The organism is Dyadobacter frigoris, assembly GCF_005280585.1.
Taxonomy (GTDB): domain Bacteria; phylum Bacteroidota; class Bacteroidia; order Cytophagales; family Spirosomataceae; genus Dyadobacter; species Dyadobacter frigoris.
Genome location: NZ_SZVO01000003.1, coordinates 164133 through 183958 on the forward strand (window position 1 = coordinate 164133; position 19826 = coordinate 183958).

General features: G+C 39.4%; 14 protein-coding genes. 6 read left to right on the forward strand and 8 right to left on the reverse strand.

What is annotated here, in order from left to right; translation table 11 throughout:
* Positions 1-57: 57 nt before the first annotated feature.
* Complete coding sequence (locus FDK13_RS07785) at positions 58-2571, reverse strand: TonB-dependent receptor (RefSeq protein WP_137339429.1); 2514 nt, start codon at positions 2569-2571, stop codon at positions 58-60.
* A gap of 331 nt (positions 2572-2902) precedes the next feature.
* Between FDK13_RS07785 and FDK13_RS07790 the strand changes: the two genes are divergently transcribed.
* Positions 2903-3637 carry a DUF6962 family protein gene (locus FDK13_RS07790; protein ID WP_137339430.1) on the forward strand — a complete coding sequence of 245 codons (735 nt, stop codon included), beginning with the start codon at positions 2903-2905 and terminating at the stop codon, positions 3635-3637.
* A gap of 85 nt (positions 3638-3722) precedes the next feature.
* Here the strand turns inward: FDK13_RS07790 and FDK13_RS07795 are convergent, their stop codons facing one another.
* The 6 genes from FDK13_RS07795 to FDK13_RS07820 all read right to left on the reverse strand — a co-directional run bounded on the left by FDK13_RS07795 (position 3723) and on the right by FDK13_RS07820 (position 11143).
* Positions 3723-4358 (reverse strand): peroxiredoxin, encoded by a 636-nt coding sequence (locus tag FDK13_RS07795; RefSeq protein ID WP_137339431.1) that lies wholly within the window; start codon positions 4356-4358, stop codon positions 3723-3725.
* Positions 4359-4785: 427 nt separating this feature from the next.
* Positions 4786-6126, reverse strand: coding sequence for a sigma-54-dependent transcriptional regulator (locus FDK13_RS07800; RefSeq protein WP_137339432.1), 1341 nt, complete (start codon positions 6124-6126; stop codon positions 4786-4788).
* A gap of 162 nt (positions 6127-6288) precedes the next feature.
* Positions 6289-7017 carry a 6-phosphogluconolactonase gene (gene pgl / locus FDK13_RS07805; protein WP_137339433.1) on the reverse strand — a complete coding sequence of 243 codons (729 nt, stop codon included), beginning with the start codon at positions 7015-7017 and terminating at the stop codon, positions 6289-6291.
* A gap of 11 nt (positions 7018-7028) precedes the next feature.
* The gene (gene zwf, locus FDK13_RS07810) at positions 7029-8534 is read right to left on the reverse strand and encodes a glucose-6-phosphate dehydrogenase (RefSeq protein ID WP_137339434.1); all 1506 of its coding nucleotides are present in this window, start codon (positions 8532-8534) and stop codon (positions 7029-7031) included.
* Positions 8535-8546: 12 nt separating this feature from the next.
* Positions 8547-9959, reverse strand: a complete 1413-nt coding sequence (gene gnd, locus FDK13_RS07815) for an NADP-dependent phosphogluconate dehydrogenase (protein WP_137339435.1) — start codon at positions 9957-9959, stop codon at positions 8547-8549.
* Between the two features lie 629 nt (positions 9960-10588).
* Positions 10589-11143 carry a YcxB family protein gene (locus tag FDK13_RS07820; RefSeq protein ID WP_137339436.1) on the reverse strand — a complete coding sequence of 185 codons (555 nt, stop codon included), beginning with the start codon at positions 11141-11143 and terminating at the stop codon, positions 10589-10591.
* Between the two features lie 307 nt (positions 11144-11450).
* On the opposite strand from FDK13_RS07820, the gene FDK13_RS07825 reads away from it, so the two are divergent.
* The 4 genes from FDK13_RS07825 to FDK13_RS07840 all read left to right on the forward strand — a co-directional run bounded on the left by FDK13_RS07825 (position 11451) and on the right by FDK13_RS07840 (position 16014).
* Positions 11451-13511, forward strand: a complete 2061-nt coding sequence (locus FDK13_RS07825; RefSeq protein ID WP_137339437.1) for a BatA domain-containing protein — start codon at positions 11451-11453, stop codon at positions 13509-13511.
* A gap of 104 nt (positions 13512-13615) precedes the next feature.
* Positions 13616-14764 carry a 5-(carboxyamino)imidazole ribonucleotide synthase gene (locus FDK13_RS07830; RefSeq protein WP_137339438.1) on the forward strand — a complete coding sequence of 383 codons (1149 nt, stop codon included), beginning with the start codon at positions 13616-13618 and terminating at the stop codon, positions 14762-14764.
* Between the two features lie 40 nt (positions 14765-14804).
* On the forward strand, positions 14805-15296 hold the full coding sequence (gene purE, locus FDK13_RS07835) for a 5-(carboxyamino)imidazole ribonucleotide mutase (RefSeq protein ID WP_137339439.1): 492 nt from the start codon (positions 14805-14807) through the stop codon (positions 15294-15296).
* 61 nt (positions 15297-15357) lie between these two features.
* Entirely contained in the window at positions 15358-16014 is a 657-nt protein-coding gene (locus FDK13_RS07840; RefSeq protein ID WP_137339440.1) for a LysM peptidoglycan-binding domain-containing protein, read from the forward strand.
* 99 nt (positions 16015-16113) lie between these two features.
* Here FDK13_RS07840 and FDK13_RS07845 read toward each other — a convergent pair whose 3' ends face one another.
* Positions 16114-19002, reverse strand: a complete 2889-nt coding sequence (locus tag FDK13_RS07845; RefSeq protein ID WP_137339441.1) for an outer membrane beta-barrel protein — start codon at positions 19000-19002, stop codon at positions 16114-16116.
* 260 nt (positions 19003-19262) lie between these two features.
* Here FDK13_RS07845 and FDK13_RS07850 point away from each other — a divergent pair, with 260 nt between their 5' ends.
* Positions 19263-19784, forward strand: a complete 522-nt coding sequence (locus tag FDK13_RS07850; RefSeq protein WP_137339442.1) for a DinB family protein — start codon at positions 19263-19265, stop codon at positions 19782-19784.
* Positions 19785-19826 lie beyond the last annotated feature (42 nt).

The window sequence follows — 19826 nt, forward strand, 5'->3', positions numbered from 1 at the left end:
TAAACAAAAAAAGACTAACCCGAAAGTTAGCCTTTGATAAAATGCCCGATGGAAATCCTAGTTATTTTCTCCTCCGCCTTTCACATCTGAATTCGAAACAGAACGCGTTTTACGTTTAGGAGCGTCAAAACTCATTTTTCCAATTGTATAGTTAAAGGTTACCTTAAAATTCCTGTTGTATAATTGCGTTTGGCTGGTCTGGGCAAAAATCGGCGATTGAAGATCAGAAGTGAATCTTACACCTTTAGTCATGAAGTTTTCAGCACCAAAACCAATGCTTCCTTTTTTATTGTTGAAATCTCTTTTAAAGCCAAGCGAGTACATATAAAATCCGGTTCTTGAACCTTGTAACTGTACTTCTTTACCGCGATAGAACGCGAAGGCCTGTAATCCCCATCCTTTTTTCAGAGAAATTTGAGACATGATCCTTCCGCCATAATTAAATCCAGAGTTACTGACCGGAACCGAAACTCCTTCTTCATTGGTAGTCTGTCCTTCCATGTGTGACTGCAACAAATCGACACTTCCGTTCACGGTCCATTTTGAAGTAAGATAAACGTTGGCAAAAAGGTTGGCACCATAAGCGCGCTGCTTTCCGATATTTTCATATGTGGTAACAATAGCACCGGCAAGTGTATCAATGGTAGTACGTACCTGCGTGATAGAATTATTTGTATTACGCGCAAAAACTGAAACGTTCAGATAAGTCTTCTTAATGTTAGTGCTCAAACCCGCTTCAAAGTTATTGGTTAGCTCAGGGCTCAGTGACGGATTCCCCATACTGATACTTTGCGGATTTGCAATATTTACGTTTGGGTTGAGCTGCTGAATACCCGGGCGCTGCAATCTTCTGTTATACGCAATTTTAATTGTAGTAGCGTCAGTAATATTTTTTGAAAGGTTTATACTCGGGACAAGGTTTCCGTAACTTGGAATCGATATTTTCCCTTTATCACCCATATCAGCACTAATACCGGTATATTCATAACGCGTTCCGGCCTTGATCGTATATTTGTTTTTTGTGGTCAAAGAGTAAGAAACATAACCGGCAGCAACATTCTGATTATAATTCAAAGTACCGGAAGGGTTATCAGGATTGATTGTAAAATCGCCCGATTCACCGGCCATCAGGTATTTGTAATCACTGTTTACTTTACGAAAAATTCCCTTTGCCCCGAATTCAAGTAACTGGTTTTTCTTGATTGGCGTTTGGTAATCTGTTTGAAGGGTAAATTCGTTGTTAGAATTACCGTTAACGTTTTTCAGTCTGCTACCCACATTTCCATCCGTATTTAAAATATCTGTATCGAAATTATTCGTCAGATTGGTCCGGCTGTAAAGTGTTGAAAAACTCCATTCCTGCTGCGGTTTGAACGTACGTACATAGTCAATGTTCATATCGATAGTTCCGGAAAGATCTTTACGATCAACTTTACGCTGGGAATTTGCGGTCGCTACCGAATTTGTAAACTGATCAATAAACAGATTTTGTTTCTGAATAAAGTTACGGGTACCATAACGTACACCGGCGGAAAGTGCCTGATTTTTTCCTAAGTCATAATCAAAACCCAAAGAATATTGTCCAAATAATCCCCTGTCCTTCGCGTTGGAATTTTGTTTGGTCGAAAAAATATCACTGCCTGACTTTGTATCCTGGTCAAGTACCGACGTAGCTTTATTATAAAATGCACGGCCAAATCCACCCAAAGTAAAACCCATTTTCCCTTTGCGATAACTACCGTTAAGGCCCAGATTAGTACCGCGGTTACCTACACCAGAGTCAACATTCAGCGTCAGTCCCTGTAAATTATTTTTCTTGGTAATGATATTAATAATCCCGCCAGAACCTTCTGCATCATACTTTGCGGAAGGCGAAGTAATTACTTCAACAGATTTGATCATGTCGGCCGGGATCTGTTTCAGTGCATCCGCGACGTTGCTCGCTATGATTGTGGAAGGTTTGTTATTAATCAAAACGCGAATATTGGAACTTCCACGTAAGGAGACATTTCCATCCAAATCCACTGATAACATCGGTACTTTTCTTAAAAGGTCGGAAGCATCGCCGCCTTTGGAAGTAATATCTTTTTCCGCGTTATAAACCAGTCTGTCCACCTTTTCTTCAACCATTGATTTCTCACCGGTGATGGTTACTTCATCAAGTGTTTTGGTATTGGCCGACATTTTGATCGTTCCCAGATCAACGTTTCTACCATTCTCTACCACCAGGTTTACAGATTTATCCTTAAATCCAATGAATGAAAACAACAATTTGTATTTTCCCGCGGCAACGCCTGTTATTTCAAATTTACCTTTTTCATCTCCTACGGCTCCGTCAATTACTTTGTTATCCGAAAAGTTAACCAAAGCAACACTTACAAACTCAACCGGTTTTGCAGCGACTGAATCGGATACAAATCCTGAAATTTTGGAATTCCCCTTGGGTGTAACCGAAGTTTGTGAATTATTTGACGGTGCCAACGGACCTTGCGCCGTGCTTACATGTGCCTGTAAAAATAAAATAAAGGCAAGTGCTGATACTTTAAAACTCGCTAAAAAAAATCTTTTCATGGTATGATAATTAATTGTCAGGAGGGTCAGTCTTATTCTCAAACACATTTCCCGATACAAAGAAATACTATGTAATTCACTTCCATTCGGGAAATAGACCAGCAACTCGATTTTGTCTACCAGTAGTACTTTTAGCCTGACTAATTATACTACTCAAAAAAACTTAATAGTCAGGAAAGTCTGCAAATATGATTTTACCGTTACTGGCACAATATTAATAAAGAGTGGTGTATGCCGACGAATGTTGCAGACGATAACACATTTGTTCTTACTTTTGACAAAATAAATTTTCAACCCAGGTTCTTTTTACTCCTATTAAGACGTTCTTTCAATGAATGAGGTTATCATAGATTTTAGCAAAGTTCATCAAATCAAACTGTTTGGGATTACCATTCTGGAACCATCTACCGTTATTTCCAGCCTGCTGATGGCTATTGTCTGCTTTTACGCATTTGTGCATTTAGGCAGGCTTGCACGTGTGCACCGGATGTATAGCCAGATACGATATTTCTTTCTGTTTATGGGAATTGCCACGGTAATTGGTGGTGTTTTGGGTCACGGCTTTTTATATGTGACGGGGCAGCCGGGGAAAATCCCGGGATGGTTTTCCAGTATGATAGCTGTCGCATTATTCGAAAGAGCAGCAATCTGGCATATAAAACCGCTTTTAAAACCAAAATTTGGTTCCTGGCTAGGCTATCTGAATTATATAGAATTAACGCTGTTTTTTGTTTTGACGTTAATCACGCTGAATTTCGTAGTTGTTGAAATCCATGCATTTTACGGACTTTTTCTGATGCTGTTTATGATCGAAATTTTTGTATATAAACGTAAAAAAGATCCTGGAAGCGTGAACATTTTTATAGCAACGGGTTTAGGTGCAGTTGCCGCCGGTTTTCATGCGCTGAAATTCAGTTTTGGGCCGTGGTTTAATTATAACGACATCAGCCACATTCCTATGGCCGCTTCGATTTGGTATTATTATCAGGGAGCGAGGCATATGACTTTTTACGGAGATCCGGTTATTGAGCCAGAAGAAATTGAAAAGTCGGAAGTGGAAAACTAAAAGTGCAACAATAAAAAGTCCTCAAATTTTATCCTTCATAGGAATGATAAAATTTGAGGACTTTTTATTTAACAACCTGCAAAAATTACTTATTAGGCTGTGGCGTATAGCGAAGATAAGGTTTTACGATTCGTAAACCCTTAGTGAATTTCTTTTCTGCATCCTCAGTACTTATAGCGGGAACAACGATAACGTCCTCTCCATCTTTCCAATCCGCCGGCGTGGCAACAGAATAGTTTGCAGTCAATTGCAGCGAATCAATAACGCGAATAATTTCATTAAAATTACGCCCGGTTGACGCCGGATAAGTAAGCGTAAGTTTAATTTTTTTATCCGGGCCGATAATAAATACAGAACGAACTGTTGCTTTTTCACTTGCATTCGGGTGAATCATATCATACAATTCAGCGACTTTACGTCCCTCATCAGCGATGATCGGAAAATTAACAACGGTATCATTTACTTCATTAATATCCGGAATCCAGCGGTTGTGAGAATCTACGTCATCAACACTAACTGCTAAAACCTTCACATTACGTTTTTCAAATTCTCCGCTTAAAAGAGCGGTTTTACCAAGTTCCGTAGTACATACCGGCGTAAAATCTGCTGGATGGGAAAAAAGCAATCCCCAGCTTGTTCCCAACCATTCATGAAATTTTATTGGTCCTTGTGTAGTATTTGCCTCAAAATCCGGGGCAATATCTCCTAATCGAAGTGACATAACTAAATCGGTTTAAAATTGAACAGATAATCTACTAATATTATAGACTTGAACACAAAAATAGATAATAAGTTTCAAATTAAATACATATTCTTATCGTGCGTAAAGTAGAAGATTCCGCTGAAACCAATTACAAAAAATTAGTGTAATCCTTAAAAGATCCAATTTTAACCTCATTTTAAGCTAGGTTTAATTGTGTTTTAATTGAATGAAGCCTCCTTTGATAAGGAAATATCAAAAGTCTGCGATGTAACTGTAAGTAAAAATATCTGATCTGGAAATCCGGTTCAACAGAAGTATAGAAAAGAATATTTAGGCTAATCAACATAGCATTGTTTATACTAATTTGTCAATATTAAAATGCAACAAGTTGTAATTAAAAACGGCCACTAATTAGAGGCCGTTTTTTTTATACTAACTAGAAAATTTAATGAATATTGTACTCTTCCAATTTCCGGTAAAGCGTAGCGATACCAATTTCAAGCAACCTGGCCGTTTCTGCCTTGTTTCCTTTGGCATAATTCAGGACTTTCTGGATATGCAGTTTTTCAATACTTTCCATAGAAAAAGCAGAAAGCTGACCGTTTTTAGCAGCCGGTTCAGATTGCTGAATTTCGAATGGCAGACTTTCAATATCAAGCTGATCATCACTTAAAATCACGGCCCGTTCAATCACATTTCTCAATTCCCGAATATTGCCAACCCATTTATATGTTTCCAGTTTTTTAAGGAATTCGTCTGAATAAATAAGCATCTTTTTATTCATTTTTGCTGAAAACTGAGTGACAAAAAATTGAAGTAATGCTTCTATATCCTTAACTCTTTCCCGAAGCGGCGGAAGCTGAATTTGAAAAACATTTAATCTGAAATACAAATCTGACCTGAAACGCTTCTCCTCACTTTCTATCTTTAAATCCCGGTTAGTAGCAGCTATCAACCGAAAATTAGATTTTGATGTTTTCGTATCTCCCAGTTTAATGAATTCATTTGTTTCTAAAACCCGGAGAAGTTTTGCCTGTAATTCAAGCGGCATTTCACCTATCTCATCCAGAAATAAAGTACCATTATTAGCCTCTTCGATTAACCCTTTCTTATCTTTATTGGCACCGGTAAAAGCGCCTTGTTTATATCCAAACAATTCACTTTCCAGAATATCTTTTCCAAAAGCACCGCAGTTCAGAGCCACAAATGTTTTTCCGGCCCGCTGACTTGCCTGATGAATTCCCTGCGCAAAAACTTCTTTTCCCGTTCCCGTTTCTCCGGTTAGTAATACATTGGTATCGTTTGGCGCAACTCTTTGAGCCAGTTCAATGGCCTGTTGAATAGCTTTTGATTTGCCAATAACAGATTGAAAAGAAAATTTATCCTCAACCCTTTTTTCCAGCTCTTTAACACGCTTTTGCAATTGTACTTTTTCAATAGCGCGATGTAGTAGCGGAATAATTTTATCGTTATCGTCACCCTTAACAATATAATCAAAAGCACCATTTTTCATTGCCTGGACACCATCCGCAATATTCCCATAGGCAGTCAGTAAAATAACCTCAACCTGAGATTTCTTCTGTTTGATTTTGGAAACCATATCCACACCACTTCCATCGGGAAGTTTTACGTCACATAAAACAACATCAATATCATTTATTTCAACACTTTTCAGGCCTGATTTACAATCTCCGGCTTCAAGCACATCAAAGCCCTCAGATTTCAGGATTCTTGCCAAAAGCGCACGAAGCTTTTCTTCGTCGTCAATAATTAATACAGTTTTCAAGGCGTTTTTGCGGGATTGAGTAATGGATCAAATGTAAGAGGAATTCGGGAGTGTGCCTATTAAATTTCAGGTTTGGTGTCATTGGGTTCTCAATTATTTAAAACAAAAAAGGGAAAGACACCTAACTGAGCGTCCTCCCCTTTCTATATTTCAATTCGTCAGTTATGCTTTCAGGGCAGCTGCGGCGGCTTCGTCAATAAACCATAGCAGTTTACCCTTTGCCGGCTTGATAACCTGCGAAGGATAAGTATCCGGTTCAAATTCTCCTTCCAACACGTGTTTTAAAGTTTCCGATTTTCCGGTACCCACGGCCAAAAACACAACAGCAGCCGCATGGTTAACAACCGGAGCTGTCAGCGTGATGCGATACATATCCTGAGCTGCCAGGAAGAAAGAAGTTACCCATGCATCTTTTTCATGAATAACGGACGTTCCCGGAAACAAAGATAAAGTATGTCCGTCGTCTCCCATACCCAATAATACAAAATCGAAGGTAGTTTCCTCGCCATCAAAATACTGCTTCAATATTTTTTCATATTCAGCAGCAGACTCTTCCGGTCCGATATCGGTACGCATAACATGAATATTTTCAGCTTTTGCACCTACTTTATCCAGAAGTTCTTCATATGCCATTTTAGCATTATTACGCGAATCTTCAAATGGCACAGCTCTTTCATCACCCCAGAAAAAATGTATTTTTTCCCAGGGAATACTTTCGCTGTATGGTTTAGCAGAGAGCAAAGTATAAAGAAGCTTTGGCGTGCTGCCTCCTGAAAGAACAAATGTAAACCGGTCCTTTTTTGTCAATACTTCCTTTATGTAATTACTGATCCATTCAGCCAGGTCTGCGCTAAGCTGAACAGCATCCTTTGCAATATGAAGTTGTCCCAATAGTTTATTATTTAAGCTGACGGTGTATTAATCCATGCATGTCCTTCGCGGGCAATTAACTGATCAGCCGCATCCGGCCCCCATGAATCGGGAGCATAGTTTGGAAAATCAACAGGTTTGTTACTTTCCCAGTTTTCCAGAATTGGCATAATTACTTTCCAGGCCGCTTCCACCTGATCGCCCCGCATAAACAAGGTCGCATCACCTTCCATTACATCCAGAAGCAAAGTTTCATAAGCTTCCGGCGCATGATCTTTCGAAGCATCATCATAACTAAAAGTCATATTAACCGGATCAAGCGTCATTGTCTGGCCTGGACGTTTTACCTGAAAACTAAGGCTTATATCCATTTCAGGCTGAATGCTTATCGTAAGTTTATTGGAATGCCAGGTATCCTCAGATTCTGATGGGAACGCATTATGCGGTGCAGATTTAAACTGCAAGGTAATGTGCGTAGCTTTCTGATTTAAGTATTTTCCGGTACGGACATAAATCGGAACGCCGTGCCAGCGCCAGTTGTCAATATAAAATTTCGCTGCTGCAAAAGTATCAATGGCAGATTCAGGATTAACTCCTTTTTCCTCACGGTATCCAACAACCTCTTCTCCTTTTTTTGTACCGCTTGAATATTGTCCGCGTACAGCGTGCTCATGTACCTTATCAGGTGAAATCCGGCGGATTGCGTGGAGCACATCCACCTTCTTATTTCTGATTTCATTGGCATCAAAAGAAACCGGAGCTTCCATGGCCACCATACAAAGTATTTGCAAAATATGATTTTGAACCATATCCCGCAAAGCACCTGAATTTTCAAAATAGCCTCCACGACCTTCCAGACCAACGCTTTCAGCGGCTGTGATCTGAATGTGATCAATATAATTCCTGTTCCAAAGCGGCTCAAACAAAGCATTTGCAAAGCGCAAAGCAAGGATATTCTGTACCGTTTCTTTTCCTAAATAATGATCAATCCTGAAAATCTGCTCTTCCTTGAACATTCCGGAAAGCAGCGCATTCAACTCATGTGCACTTTTCAAATCGTGTCCAAAAGGTTTTTCAACCACAATTCTTGTACAATGAATATCACTGCAAAGATTAAGCGCGCCAAGTTTGGTCGCAATAGAAGGCACAAGCTGCGGAGCAACGGCCAGATAAAAAATCACATTAGGATGCTGCCCCCATTCTGCTTCTTTTTCCTTTACCAGATCCGTTATTTTGTGATAAGCAGCCGCGTCATCTCCGTCCATTTGAAGATACGAAACATGCTGACTGAAATCTCCCCAATGCTCATTTTGGTCATCTTTACGTCTGGAAAATTTCGTAATTCCATCCAGCAAGTGGCCGTGATATTCTTCATTACTATATGCACTTCTCCCGATACCTGCAATGGCGAATTTTTCGGGCATCCATTCGTCAAGGAAAAGATTATAAAGTGCTGGTGTTAATTTTCTGTAATTTAAATCACCGCTGCCTCCAAAAATAAATAATATGGAAGCGGGCGGCCTCTTATTTGTTTTCATAAAAGTTACTTTTTAATGATTCCATTCCGTGTGGAACGAGCCTGAAATATCAGTGCGCTGATACGTGTGTGCGCCAAAATAATCACGTTGTGCCTGAATTAAATTTGTCGCCATTCTTTCGGTGCGATAAGCATCAAAATAAGCAAGTGACGACATAAATGCTGCTGCCGGAATACCACTTAGCGCTGCCTGTGCGACTACTGCACGTGTATTACTTTCAGCAGATTTCACAAGCGACGCAACGCCTGCATCCAATAAAATATTCGACAGATCCGGCGATTGTTTGTAAGCCAGTGTAAAAGTTTCCAACAAGGTTGAACGGATGATACAACCACCGCGCCAAACACTTACAACTTCCGGCAAAGGAATATCCATCGCAAGTTCTTTTGATGCCTGATAAAGCATTGCCAAGCCCTGCGCGTAACTTAATATAGTAGCAAAATATAATGCGTCGTGAACTTGCTTAACCCATTCCTCAGTAGACACATTCAGTGCCGCACCAGATTCGTTATATAAAGCAGAAGCTTTTACTCTTTCATCCTTATAACCGGAAATAGTACGCATTGCAACCGCCGTATCGATCACCGGAACTGCAACAGGTAATTCCATAGAATCCTGTGAAGTCCATTTTCCAGTTCCTTTTGAACCTGCTTTATCAGAAATTACATCCAATAAACGAGCGCTGGTTTTGTCGTCGTTTTGTAGGAAAATATCAGCCGTGATTTCCACCAGAAATGATTGAAGTGCACCTTCATTCCATCTTTTGAATGTTTCATGAAGTTCGTCATTGTTCAACCCAGCGTGTTTCAGTAAAGTATATGCTTCACTGATTAGCTGCATAATAGCGTATTCAATACCATTATGAACCATTTTCACATAATGTCCGGCACCTTCTTTTCCAAGATATGCCACACATGGTTCGCCGTTTACTTTTGCCGAAATTGCTTCAAGCAAAGGTTTTACATGGCCATATGCCTCAACATCACCGCCAGGCATTATACTTGGGCCTGTACGTGCACCCTGCTCTCCGCCGGATACGCCTACACCCATGAAATGAATGTCTTTTTCACGCAGATATTTAACCCGGCGTAAAGTATCAGTATAATGCGAATTTCCGCCATCAATAATGACATCACCTTTTTCAACCAAAGGCAATAAAGATTCTATCACATCGTCAACCGGCTTTCCGGCTGGAACAAGCATCATTAGCTTACGAGGACGTTGTAATTGCTGCACCATATGTGCAAGATCCGGAACTCCTTTTACGGTAGTACCTTCTGTTGCTGCGGCTTCCAGGGCGGCAGTTTTGGTTTCGTCTTTATCAAAACCAATAACAGAAAAACCGTGATCAGCTGTGTTAAGCAAGAGGTTTCTACCCATTACTCCCAACCCAATCATTCCAAAATCGAAGAGGTTATTTGACATAAATTAAGATCTGTTGAAACAAGAAGCCGTAAAAATAGGCTTTTTTCATACTGGTTTTACGATTTTAGAGCTTCTTTGGTTCATGATCAATAAAAACGTTTATTTTTAATGCTGGCAATGGAAGAGATTTTTTCAGAATAATTACAATATTGAATTAAAAAAATAGATTTAAAATATTGATACACAAATATTTGCAATCTATCAATATGGCAATACTATTTTTAGTTAAAATGGACTAGCTGCGAATCCTTTTTATTTCAAATGAAGGGTTTAGTTAACAGAATTATGTCACCCTTTCAGGGTTTAGGCTATATCTAATTCGACATTTCTATAATAATATCATCCTTTCAGGATTGTTACTTTTAAGCTAATAAAGTAACTATTGATCAACAAGCCGAATCAAATCTCAAAAGGGATAATATGGTTACAACAACCAATTATCAATACCAACGGGATGGCATTATTGGAGAAAAACCTAAATACCCGGGAGCAAACCCCGACGGGGACGCCCGCGCAGGGTGACATATTAATTTCCTGATATTTCTTAATCCCAATCAATCCATCAAAAACAAAAAAGCGGAAACCGGGTACTCCCCGATTTCCGCTTTTAAATTATTTAAAACAAAATATTACTTTTCTTTCAGCAATTCTTTTTGTTTCAATATTCTTTCAAAAACTTTGATATCATGTTCCGAAGTAAAAATCGAGAACGGAAGCTGTACAAACTGACCTCTCGAAATGATCATTATGTAAGATTCCTCATCCTTATAAACTTCCTGAATTTGCTCCCATTTCATGATACTGCCTTCTTTTGCATTCATTTTCATCAAAATCTGACGGTTGTCGATTTCATATGAAAATTTTTCGAACATCGGCTTGTATTGGGCCAACTGCGTAATTCCGGTAAATTGTACTACCCAGAACAAAAGATATAAAATTACAGCAACAACGATTACAATATAGATCCAATAATTAGGATAAACACCTGTAAAACTTACAATTGCATTGATAAGAAGCAAGGCTACAGGCAGTAACACCCATTTAATTTGCGACTTAAAAAAATGCTTCATGGCAAGCGTAATGTATTTCTTCGTTGGCAACGCATACCTTTTCGTGCGAACCGCTGCCGGATTCGTAGGCATTTGATAAACAGGCTGGTGTTTGTTCACCGATACTTTGGCCATAATTCCTTTAAAAATTAATCAATTTCTTTATTTACAAAAGATTGCTGAACGCCGCGGCTATTTAGCAACCACTAAATGAATTACAAAGTTAGAAAAAAGCAGTCGACTTATCAGAAAGCGGACAAAATAAATAGCTTTGAGAGCTTTTAGATATTAGCGATTAGCTTTTAGGTGTGGCACGAAGTAATAAAAAGCAAAAGTTTATCATCCGATAATTGAAAAATTTACGTTCTTTAAGATATCAAATTCCTATGAGCCCAAAAACTGACAGCCGAAAGCCGACTGCTAAACAAACATTCAATCATAAATGAGTTTTCTTTTTCCGTCATTCTTGTGGGGTTTACTGGCAGTATCGGTTCCGATAGCCATTCATATATTTAATTTCCGACGTACAAAACGTGTTTATTTTACCAATGTCGCTTTTCTTAAAGCGGTAGAAACACAAACCCGCTCAATCCGAAAAATAAAACACTGGCTCATTTTAGCGGCTCGTTCACTGGCCATTATTTGTCTGGTAATTGCATTTGCGCAACCGTTTTTACCTGGTAAAAATGATACTTCTGTTGACAGAAAAGGGATTACCAGTTTGTATCTCGACAATTCGTTCAGTATGCAAAACGAATCGAACAGCAAACGTTATCTTGATATTGCAACCACAAGGCTGAATGATTTGCTGGGATTATTTAAAAATGCCTCATCACTGCAACTCGTTACAAACGATTTTTCATCTCAGGAACAAGGACTTTATCCGGCGGATAAAATCCGGGACAGGTTTACCACAATCGGACTTTCACATACGCCGCGTACACTGGAACAGGTTTACAAACGCCAGGAAAATCTGGTGACAAAACATCAAAGCACAGCAAAAAACCAGTTTTTCTGGTTCTCTGATTTCCAAAAAAGTACTGCCGGCGATTTGTCAAAATTAAAAACAGATACTGTTAACCGGCTTTTTCTTGTGCCGGTTCAGGCAGTTGCGGAGAAAAATGTTTTTGTAGATTCGGTTTGGCTGAATACACCTTTTATCCGTGAATTGCAGAACAATATTCTTTTTGTAAAAGTGAGCAATTCAGGCAGTGAGGCGGCTAAAAAGATTGTTTTGAAGCTAAGTCTTGACAATACACAGTCTTCAACCGCATCGGTGAATGTTCCCGCAAACGGAAGTGCAATTGCAAAATTCAATTTCAACCTGAAAGGAAAAGGTTATAAAAAAGGGAGAATCACATTTGATGATTTCCCGGTAACTTTTGACAATGACTATTATTTTGTTTTAAACGCCTCTCCGCTGATTCGTATTCTGCATATTTATGGACAAAAACAGGATGGCAACTATATTGATAACGTTTATGCAAACGACAGTTTATTTGCACTTCAAAGTTATGCCGCTCAAAATGTTGATCCGGGTTTGATTAAAAATTCAGATATGGTAGTGCTCGAAGGTGTTGAACAGCCTGGCGGTACTTTGGCTCAGGAGATCCAGGATTTTGTAAGAAAAGGTGGTAGTCTTACCGTCATTCCTCCATCGCTGCCCAATGCAACAAGTTATATATCATTGCTTCAGAGTTTTGGCATCAATGGCTTGACTTCTGAAAAAAATACTTCCCGCGATCTTATTGCAATAGCTGCGCCTGACCGGAATAATCCGTTTTTCAGTGATGTTTTTGAAGAATCGATCCGTCAGGAAATAAATTTAAATTTGCCTTCTGCGTCGCCGGCATGGAACTGGACTAATGCCGGACAAACACTTTTGTCGTTACGCAGCGGTCAGCCTTATCTCAACCAGATTTCTGGTGGTAAGGGAAAAATATATTTGTTTGCAGCTCCGTTAAATCCTGAATTTGGATCAATAGCCCAACATGCCATTTTTGTTCCGATCATGTATAAAATGGCCGCATTAAGTGTGAGAGCACAACGCACGGCTTTTACATTTGATGAAAATCCAATTGCGCTAACCGTTGCCAATGAAAGCCAGAATACGGTTTATAAGTTGAGACGAAACAAAACGGAATTAATTCCTTCACAAAAAATAGTTGGCAACCAGCTTTTACTTGAAATTCCGCAAGGCGACCAGCTTGGAAACGGATTGGATGCGGGTTATTTCGAATTGATAAAGGATAATAAAACGGAGCAATTAATCGCCTTAAATCATAGTAATGCAGAATCCCGGCTTGACTATTATTCACCTGCGGAGCTGAGGAATATATTTTCAGGACAAAAAAACATTCAGGTTTTTGATAAAATCGATGATGACGCTTTTGCCAAAGAATTCCAGCAGCAGAACTTTGGAACCAGCCTTTGGAAATATTTTTTATACGCCGCGCTTTTCTTTTTGCTAGTCGAAATCGGCTTAATCAGGTTTATGAAATGATTTAATGTAAGCTAAGTGGCTTATCCAATCGTGATTATTGGTGCAAACAGTTTTAAGTTCGCAGTTTTTCCACCAATTTTGCACAAATACAATCGAACTACTAAATGCTTTCATCCCGAATAGGTATTCTTGGCGGTGGTCAATTAGGACTTATGCTTTTGCAGGCCGCCATAGACTGGAACCTTGATATTCACATTTTAGATCCCGACGCAGAAGCGCCCTGCCGCAAAATTGCCCCGAAATTCACCCAAGGTTCTTTGCAGGATTATGATACTGTTTACCAGTTTGGTAAGGATCTTGACGTTATTACCATTGAAATAGAAAAGGTAAATGTTGAAGCGCTGGAAGCTTTGGAGAAGGAAGGAAAGAGGATTTATCCGCAGCCTTCGGTAATCCGGCAAATCCAGGATAAAAGAATCCAGAAACAATTTTACCTTGAAAAAGGACTTCCCACAGCAGAATTTATCCTGACTGAAAGCCGTGAAGATGTCCGAAATTTTATAGATTTCCTTCCGGCGTTTCATAAACTTGGACGTGACGGATATGACGGTCGCGGTGTGCAACGTCTTACATCCCAGGCAGATATTGAAAAGGCTTTTGACCAGCCCGGATTATTGGAAAAAACGGTGCCTTTTGAAAAGGAACTGGCCGTAATTGTTGCCAGAAATCCGTCAGGGGAAGTTAAATGTTTCCCTACGGTGGAAATGGTTTTTCATCCTGAACTTAATCTGGTTGAATATCTTTTTGCACCTGCCGAGATCAGCGTCGAAACGGATTTGAAGGCACAGGAAATTGCTAAAAAAACGGCAGAATCTTTTGGGATTGTGGGCTTACTGGCCGTTGAATTATTCCTGACAGCCGATGGTGAAGTGCTTATTAATGAAGTAGCTCCCCGCCCGCATAACAGCGGTCACCACACGATCCGCGCAAATGCAACGTCTCAATACGAACAACATTGGCGAGCGATCCTGGATCTGCCTTTGGGGAGTACAGAAACGTACGCTCCTTCTGCCATGGTCAATTTATTGGGAGAAGATGGTTTTGAAGGACCTGCTGTATATGAAGGAATGGAAAAGCTTCTGGCAACGGATCAGGTTTTCCCGTTTTTATATTGGAAAGCGATCACAAAACCTTTCCGAAAAATGGGCCACATAACGATTATGGATCATGATTTGGCTTTATTAAAAGCAAAGGTTGATTTTGTGAAAAAGAATATCAGAGTTATAAGCAGTTCTCAGTTTGAAAAAAAATAATTACCATTTCGAAAAGGTAATTAATAAAATATAAAATACAATGGTAGGAATAATCATGGGAAGCCTGTCGGACAGGAAGGTAATGCAGGAAGCAGCTGACGCACTAAATGAGCTTGGAATAACGTTTGAAATGGAAATTGTATCCGCACATCGTACGCCGGAAAGAATGCTGGAATATGCATCAAGCGCTCGTCAACGCGGATTGAAAGTAATTATTGCCGGTGCAGGCGGAGCGGCACATTTACCAGGAATGGTAGCGTCACTAACTTCTTTGCCGGTCATTGGAGTTCCGGTTTTGTCAAGTAATTCGATTGATGGCTGGGATTCTGTTTTATCAATTTTACAAATGCCTTCCGGTGTTCCGGTTGCCACGGTTGCATTGAACGGTGCCAGAAATGCAGGAATTCTTGCAGCACAAATTATCGGAGCAAGTGATAGTGATGTTGCTAACAGACTGGATATCTTTAAAGAAGGGTTGAAAGATAAAGTCGCTGCTATGAATAAGGAATTAAAAAATGAAGTTGTAAAGTAACGTTGGTTTATTATTTTCGTATCAAAGTAAAGTCACCTGTCAATTGAATCACCACTAAACTATGGAAGACGAAAGCCCTAAAAAACGAAACATACGCCCTACCGAAAAATCCAACCTCCCGATTATTACCTTATTTGTGTTGGTATTGTTGGTTTTAGCAATGCTTTATGTAGGCTATGAATACGTTTCTGATGATTCCACGAACTCCGAAGAGCTGACTTCAACCGTAAAGGATACCACTGAGGATAAAACAGTTACTGAAGAACCTGTTGCAGAAGAACCTGAATCCGAAGATCCTGTGATTAAGGCAAAACCAAAGGCAACAGAAGAAAAGGATAAAGAGAAAACCAAGGAAAAAGAAAAGAAAGAGGAGCCTAAGAAAACAGAAGATGCCAAAGTTGTGGCTTCAAGGATTGGCGGCCGGGAAATTATACGAACTGTAAAAGGCGGTGAAACTTTCTCTTCTGTGGCTAGTCGATATAATCTTACAACAGAAACTCTGAAAGCTTTAAATCCGTCAATAACAGAATTAAAGTCAGGAGATAAACTTAAAATCCGTGTAAAAGCAGTTCATACCGTCGGACCTGGCGATATTTTAAAAGTTGTTTCCGGGAAATATGATGTAAGTAAGGAAGCTATTATGAAAGCTAATGGAAAAACGAAAGATCTGGCCAGCCGTGGTGAGGAGCTTGTTATTCCTTTTCCTACGAAGAGATAATGTAAAAAAAATGAAGCGTTTGTAATCCGAAAACAATTTATGTTAATCGTATTACAAACGCTCAAATAATCCGTTTTGCGTTGCAAACGCAAAACTCCATTAAAAACTTCCTGGTCCGCCACCTCCTGGTCTTCCACCACCACCGCCTGGAAATCCACCACCCATTCCGTCAAAATCACGACGTCTTTCTGAATTATTATTGGTTGGCATTTTTCCGAAATTTCTCAATGTGTAAGTGAAAGTAAGCATCGCATATTGTGTCAAAACCCGGCTTGTTACATCCTGTACATATGTTTCAGTTACGTTACGTGCGATACTGTTGTTTTGTTTTAAAATATCAAATACAGTCAGTTTCAATTCTCCGGCATTATTTTTCAGGAATTTCTTACCAAAACTGGCATTCCATAAAGTAAAGTTTTGATTGTAACCCGCACCCAAACCGCGGTAAGACTGGTTATTAACATCGCTTTGAAAAAGAAAACCTTTTCCAAAAATCCAGTTAACCCGACCAGTAATACTCGAAGTAAAATAATTATTGTTAAGCGTTGGCTGAATCGAATTACGAACCACATTGTAATTACCTGAATAAGAAGCCGTAAAATCCAGTTTCTCGCTTATATTACTACTCAAAACCAATCCCTGGCTGTAAGCATACGTGTTAGAAAAATTTGAAACATTGTTGATCATACCCGGAGCACGCACATAATTGAAACCGGAAGTAAGGTTTACATTCAGTTTAATTTTAGAAATCGGTTTCCCGTAAGCAATTAAAGTTCTTGCATTCCAGCTTCCGTCCATGTTTATTGGTGCGGTAAGTTTGGCTCCTTGTTCCAAAACAATTCCGCTGGGCAAAGTTGTCGGTTGCTGTGCTATTAAGGTTGAATTTACAATGGCGTTATTTGTTTGGGTAACAAAAATCATAGCGTTCAAACTATACGGATGATTCGCACCTGCTATCGAATAACGCATATTCATGGTATTGCGATATTCCTGTTTCAGGTTTGGATTACCGGCAGTCAATGAAAGCGGATTGCTATTGTCTACCACATTTTGCAGCTGGGAAATGGAAGGCTGATTGGTGGAACTACGGAAGAAAGTACGGAATTGTGTTCCTGATTTCGACCGGTAAGTAAGCATTAAGTTTGGCAGAAAATTAGTAAAAGTGTGATCCACCTTTTCATTGATCGGAGACAATTGCTGACTATATAATCCGGTATTCTGAAAATCGATACCTACATTTCCCGACCAGTTGTTTTTTCTGTAACGATAGCCAATTCCTGCACGGTTTGTTGTATAACGATTGTCAAAACTATTTGACAACAAGGAATCAAGTTGCGTATAAGAACTTCCATCCGGCAAAACATTATTATAAGTTTCCTTATCTGAATTGCTATTGCTTACTGTCAAACCATAATTAAATTGCAACTGTCCGGTGCTACTGATCGGTTCGGTATAAACCAGATTTCCACCCAAACTCAGTGCATTTGAAGAAGTATAATTACGCTGATCAATCGTATCACCAGGCATTTCCAAATTGGTAAAATACTGGTTTTTAGAATATAACTGTCCGTTTCCACTCTTATCGTTGATCTGCGTATTAAGGTTAAACGAAAGCGTTCTGCCTTTTTTGTCAAACGAGTGACGGAACAAAAGATCATTTGTAAAGTTATAACCGTGATTTTTATTGGATTGATCCGTAGCCGTGCTATTGACCGCCGAGCCGTTACTCAGCGAAGTAAATCCATCTTTTACCGTTCCCGACTGATTGTTCTGAAAACTTAATCGCGGCGTAAAAATCAACATATTCTTTTTGTCAATCGCATACTCAACACGGAAGTTAAGACGGTGATTAGTATTAGTGCTTCCTGATGTATTTGATTCTTTATAAAGCTGTTTGCCATAGTAATCCTGATTCGTATTCTGGAAATTATTATTGCTGGTTCTGTTGAAGAAATAACTTCCAGTCACATCAACTTTTTCGCCAAATTTGTTTGCATAATTTAACCCAAAAGAATTGGTACCAGTTAATCCGCTTTGGTTTCCGACCAGAAAATTGCTGGAAGCACCACCTGCTCCTCCGGCTCCTCCTCTTGCGCCACCACCACCTCCACTACTCCCTGACACACCAAGTAAATCCTGGTTTGAAAAGTTTTGAACGTTAATATTGTTCGTAAGGCCTATTATGGAGATTCTTTGGTTTTTATTAAAAAAGCTCATATTTCCTCCCGCCTGATACCGGTCGTCCAGACCATATCCTGCATAAACTTTTCCAAACTGTCCAACTCTGCGGTTTGCTTTTGTAACAATATTGATCGTTTTCTGACCCGTTCCATCATCAAAGCCTGTAAATGCGGACTGATCGCTTAACTTATCAAAAACTTCAATTTTATCAACAATTTCTGCCGGTAATGATTTTAAGGTTAGCGCTGCATCGTCTCCAAAAAACGGCTTCCCATCAACCAGTACTTTGTTAACCGTTTCACCGTGTGCAGTAACCGTTCCGTTTATCACCGTTATGCCGGGCATTTTCTGGATTAAATCTTCCGTTGTTGCATCCGGATTTGTTTTATATGCAGCGGCATTGAATTGTGTGGTATCACCTTTCTGTTCCGTTGCCGCAACCTGACCAATTACTTTCACTTCTTTCAAATTCGATATCGCTTCAGAAAGCAGAAATGTACCGGTATTTTGAACATCATCTAAAATTTTGATTACCCTTTCAGAATCCTTATAGCTCAAATAAGAAACTTTGACACGATAGGATTCTTTACTAAGCCCGGTCACAAGAAATTTCCCGTTTACATCCGTAGTTACATATTCCGGCTTCGCATCCGGAGTATTGCGGCTGACAGCCACATAGGCTCCAACGACCGGCGAACGGCTGGTACTGTCAAGTACTGTTCCTGTAATTTGAGCGGTTTGCGCCTGAACAAAGCCTGGCAGTGCCATGCACAGTATCAGTAATGCGGAGGAAAATAATATTTTCATGATTTCTAGTAAAGGTTTCCGGAAGGTTAGAGCCACATTTATTTAAAAAGTTTAACCGTCCGACAGATAAACCTGAATCAATCTGCAAAAAGGCAATTTCAACCGATGATCTGGGCGATTTTATCGACGGAATAATTTGAGAGAATGAGATTTTTTTTGGGAAAAAGCATAATCAAATACTTAGTCCCGAATTTTTATTTAATTTTAAGATACCTCAAAACGAAAACACAATACCTCCGGCGATTAACTTCTCAAACCAAATGACAAAAATTGACCGTCCAAAATTAGAAGACGCACCGCCGTGGTATCCATATTTTTTCAATCTGACCATCGGAGATGATTTAATTTCAGCATTACAACAAAATAAAGCGGATGTAATAGAATTGATTAACTCGATTCCTGCTGAGCGAGAAGATTTCAAATATGCTGAAAATAAATGGACAATCCGGCAGGTTTTTATTCATCTTACCGACGATGAACGGTATTATGCCTACAAGGCATATTGCTACTCCCGGCAGATCGATGTATTTCTGGAAGTTCCTCAGGGAAATGATTACAACAAAGATTTTAACGTAAACGGGCGAACCTTGGAAGATATATCAGAAGAACTCATAAGCGTAAGGGATGCCACAATTACGCTTTTCAGTCATATGACAAATGATATGCTGGATTATAAGTTCCCAAACCAAACAGAAGAATATTCCGCAAGAAGTTTAGGATGGATGACCGTTGGCCATGCTATTCATCACTGCACTCTTGTGCGTGAAAAATATTTGATATAAAAAGCACATTCCCTGGTTTTCAAAAAGGCACTTTACAGTAAG

What these genes read in the sequence shown, in the direction of transcription:
- gnd (WP_137339435.1), bottom strand. Translation starts at nt 9,959, where the DNA reads ATGTCAAATAACCTCTTCGATTTTGGAATGATTGGGTTGGGAGTAATG.
- FDK13_RS07825 (WP_137339437.1), top strand. Translation starts at nt 11,451, where the DNA reads ATGAGTTTTCTTTTTCCGTCATTCTTGTGGGGTTTACTGGCAGTATCG.
- FDK13_RS07820 (WP_137339436.1), bottom strand. Translation starts at nt 11,143, where the DNA reads ATGGCCAAAGTATCGGTGAACAAACACCAGCCTGTTTATCAAATGCCT.
- purE (WP_137339439.1), top strand. Translation starts at nt 14,805, where the DNA reads ATGGTAGGAATAATCATGGGAAGCCTGTCGGACAGGAAGGTAATGCAG.
- FDK13_RS07840 (WP_137339440.1), top strand. Translation starts at nt 15,358, where the DNA reads ATGGAAGACGAAAGCCCTAAAAAACGAAACATACGCCCTACCGAAAAA.
- FDK13_RS07845 (WP_137339441.1), bottom strand. Translation starts at nt 19,002, where the DNA reads ATGAAAATATTATTTTCCTCCGCATTACTGATACTGTGCATGGCACTG.
- FDK13_RS07795 (WP_137339431.1), bottom strand. Translation starts at nt 4,358, where the DNA reads ATGTCACTTCGATTAGGAGATATTGCCCCGGATTTTGAGGCAAATACT.
- FDK13_RS07785 (WP_137339429.1), bottom strand. Translation starts at nt 2,571, where the DNA reads ATGAAAAGATTTTTTTTAGCGAGTTTTAAAGTATCAGCACTTGCCTTT.
- FDK13_RS07850 (WP_137339442.1), top strand. Translation starts at nt 19,263, where the DNA reads ATGACAAAAATTGACCGTCCAAAATTAGAAGACGCACCGCCGTGGTAT.
- FDK13_RS07830 (WP_137339438.1), top strand. Translation starts at nt 13,616, where the DNA reads ATGCTTTCATCCCGAATAGGTATTCTTGGCGGTGGTCAATTAGGACTT.
- FDK13_RS07790 (WP_137339430.1), top strand. Translation starts at nt 2,903, where the DNA reads ATGAATGAGGTTATCATAGATTTTAGCAAAGTTCATCAAATCAAACTG.
- zwf (WP_137339434.1), bottom strand. Translation starts at nt 8,534, where the DNA reads ATGAAAACAAATAAGAGGCCGCCCGCTTCCATATTATTTATTTTTGGA.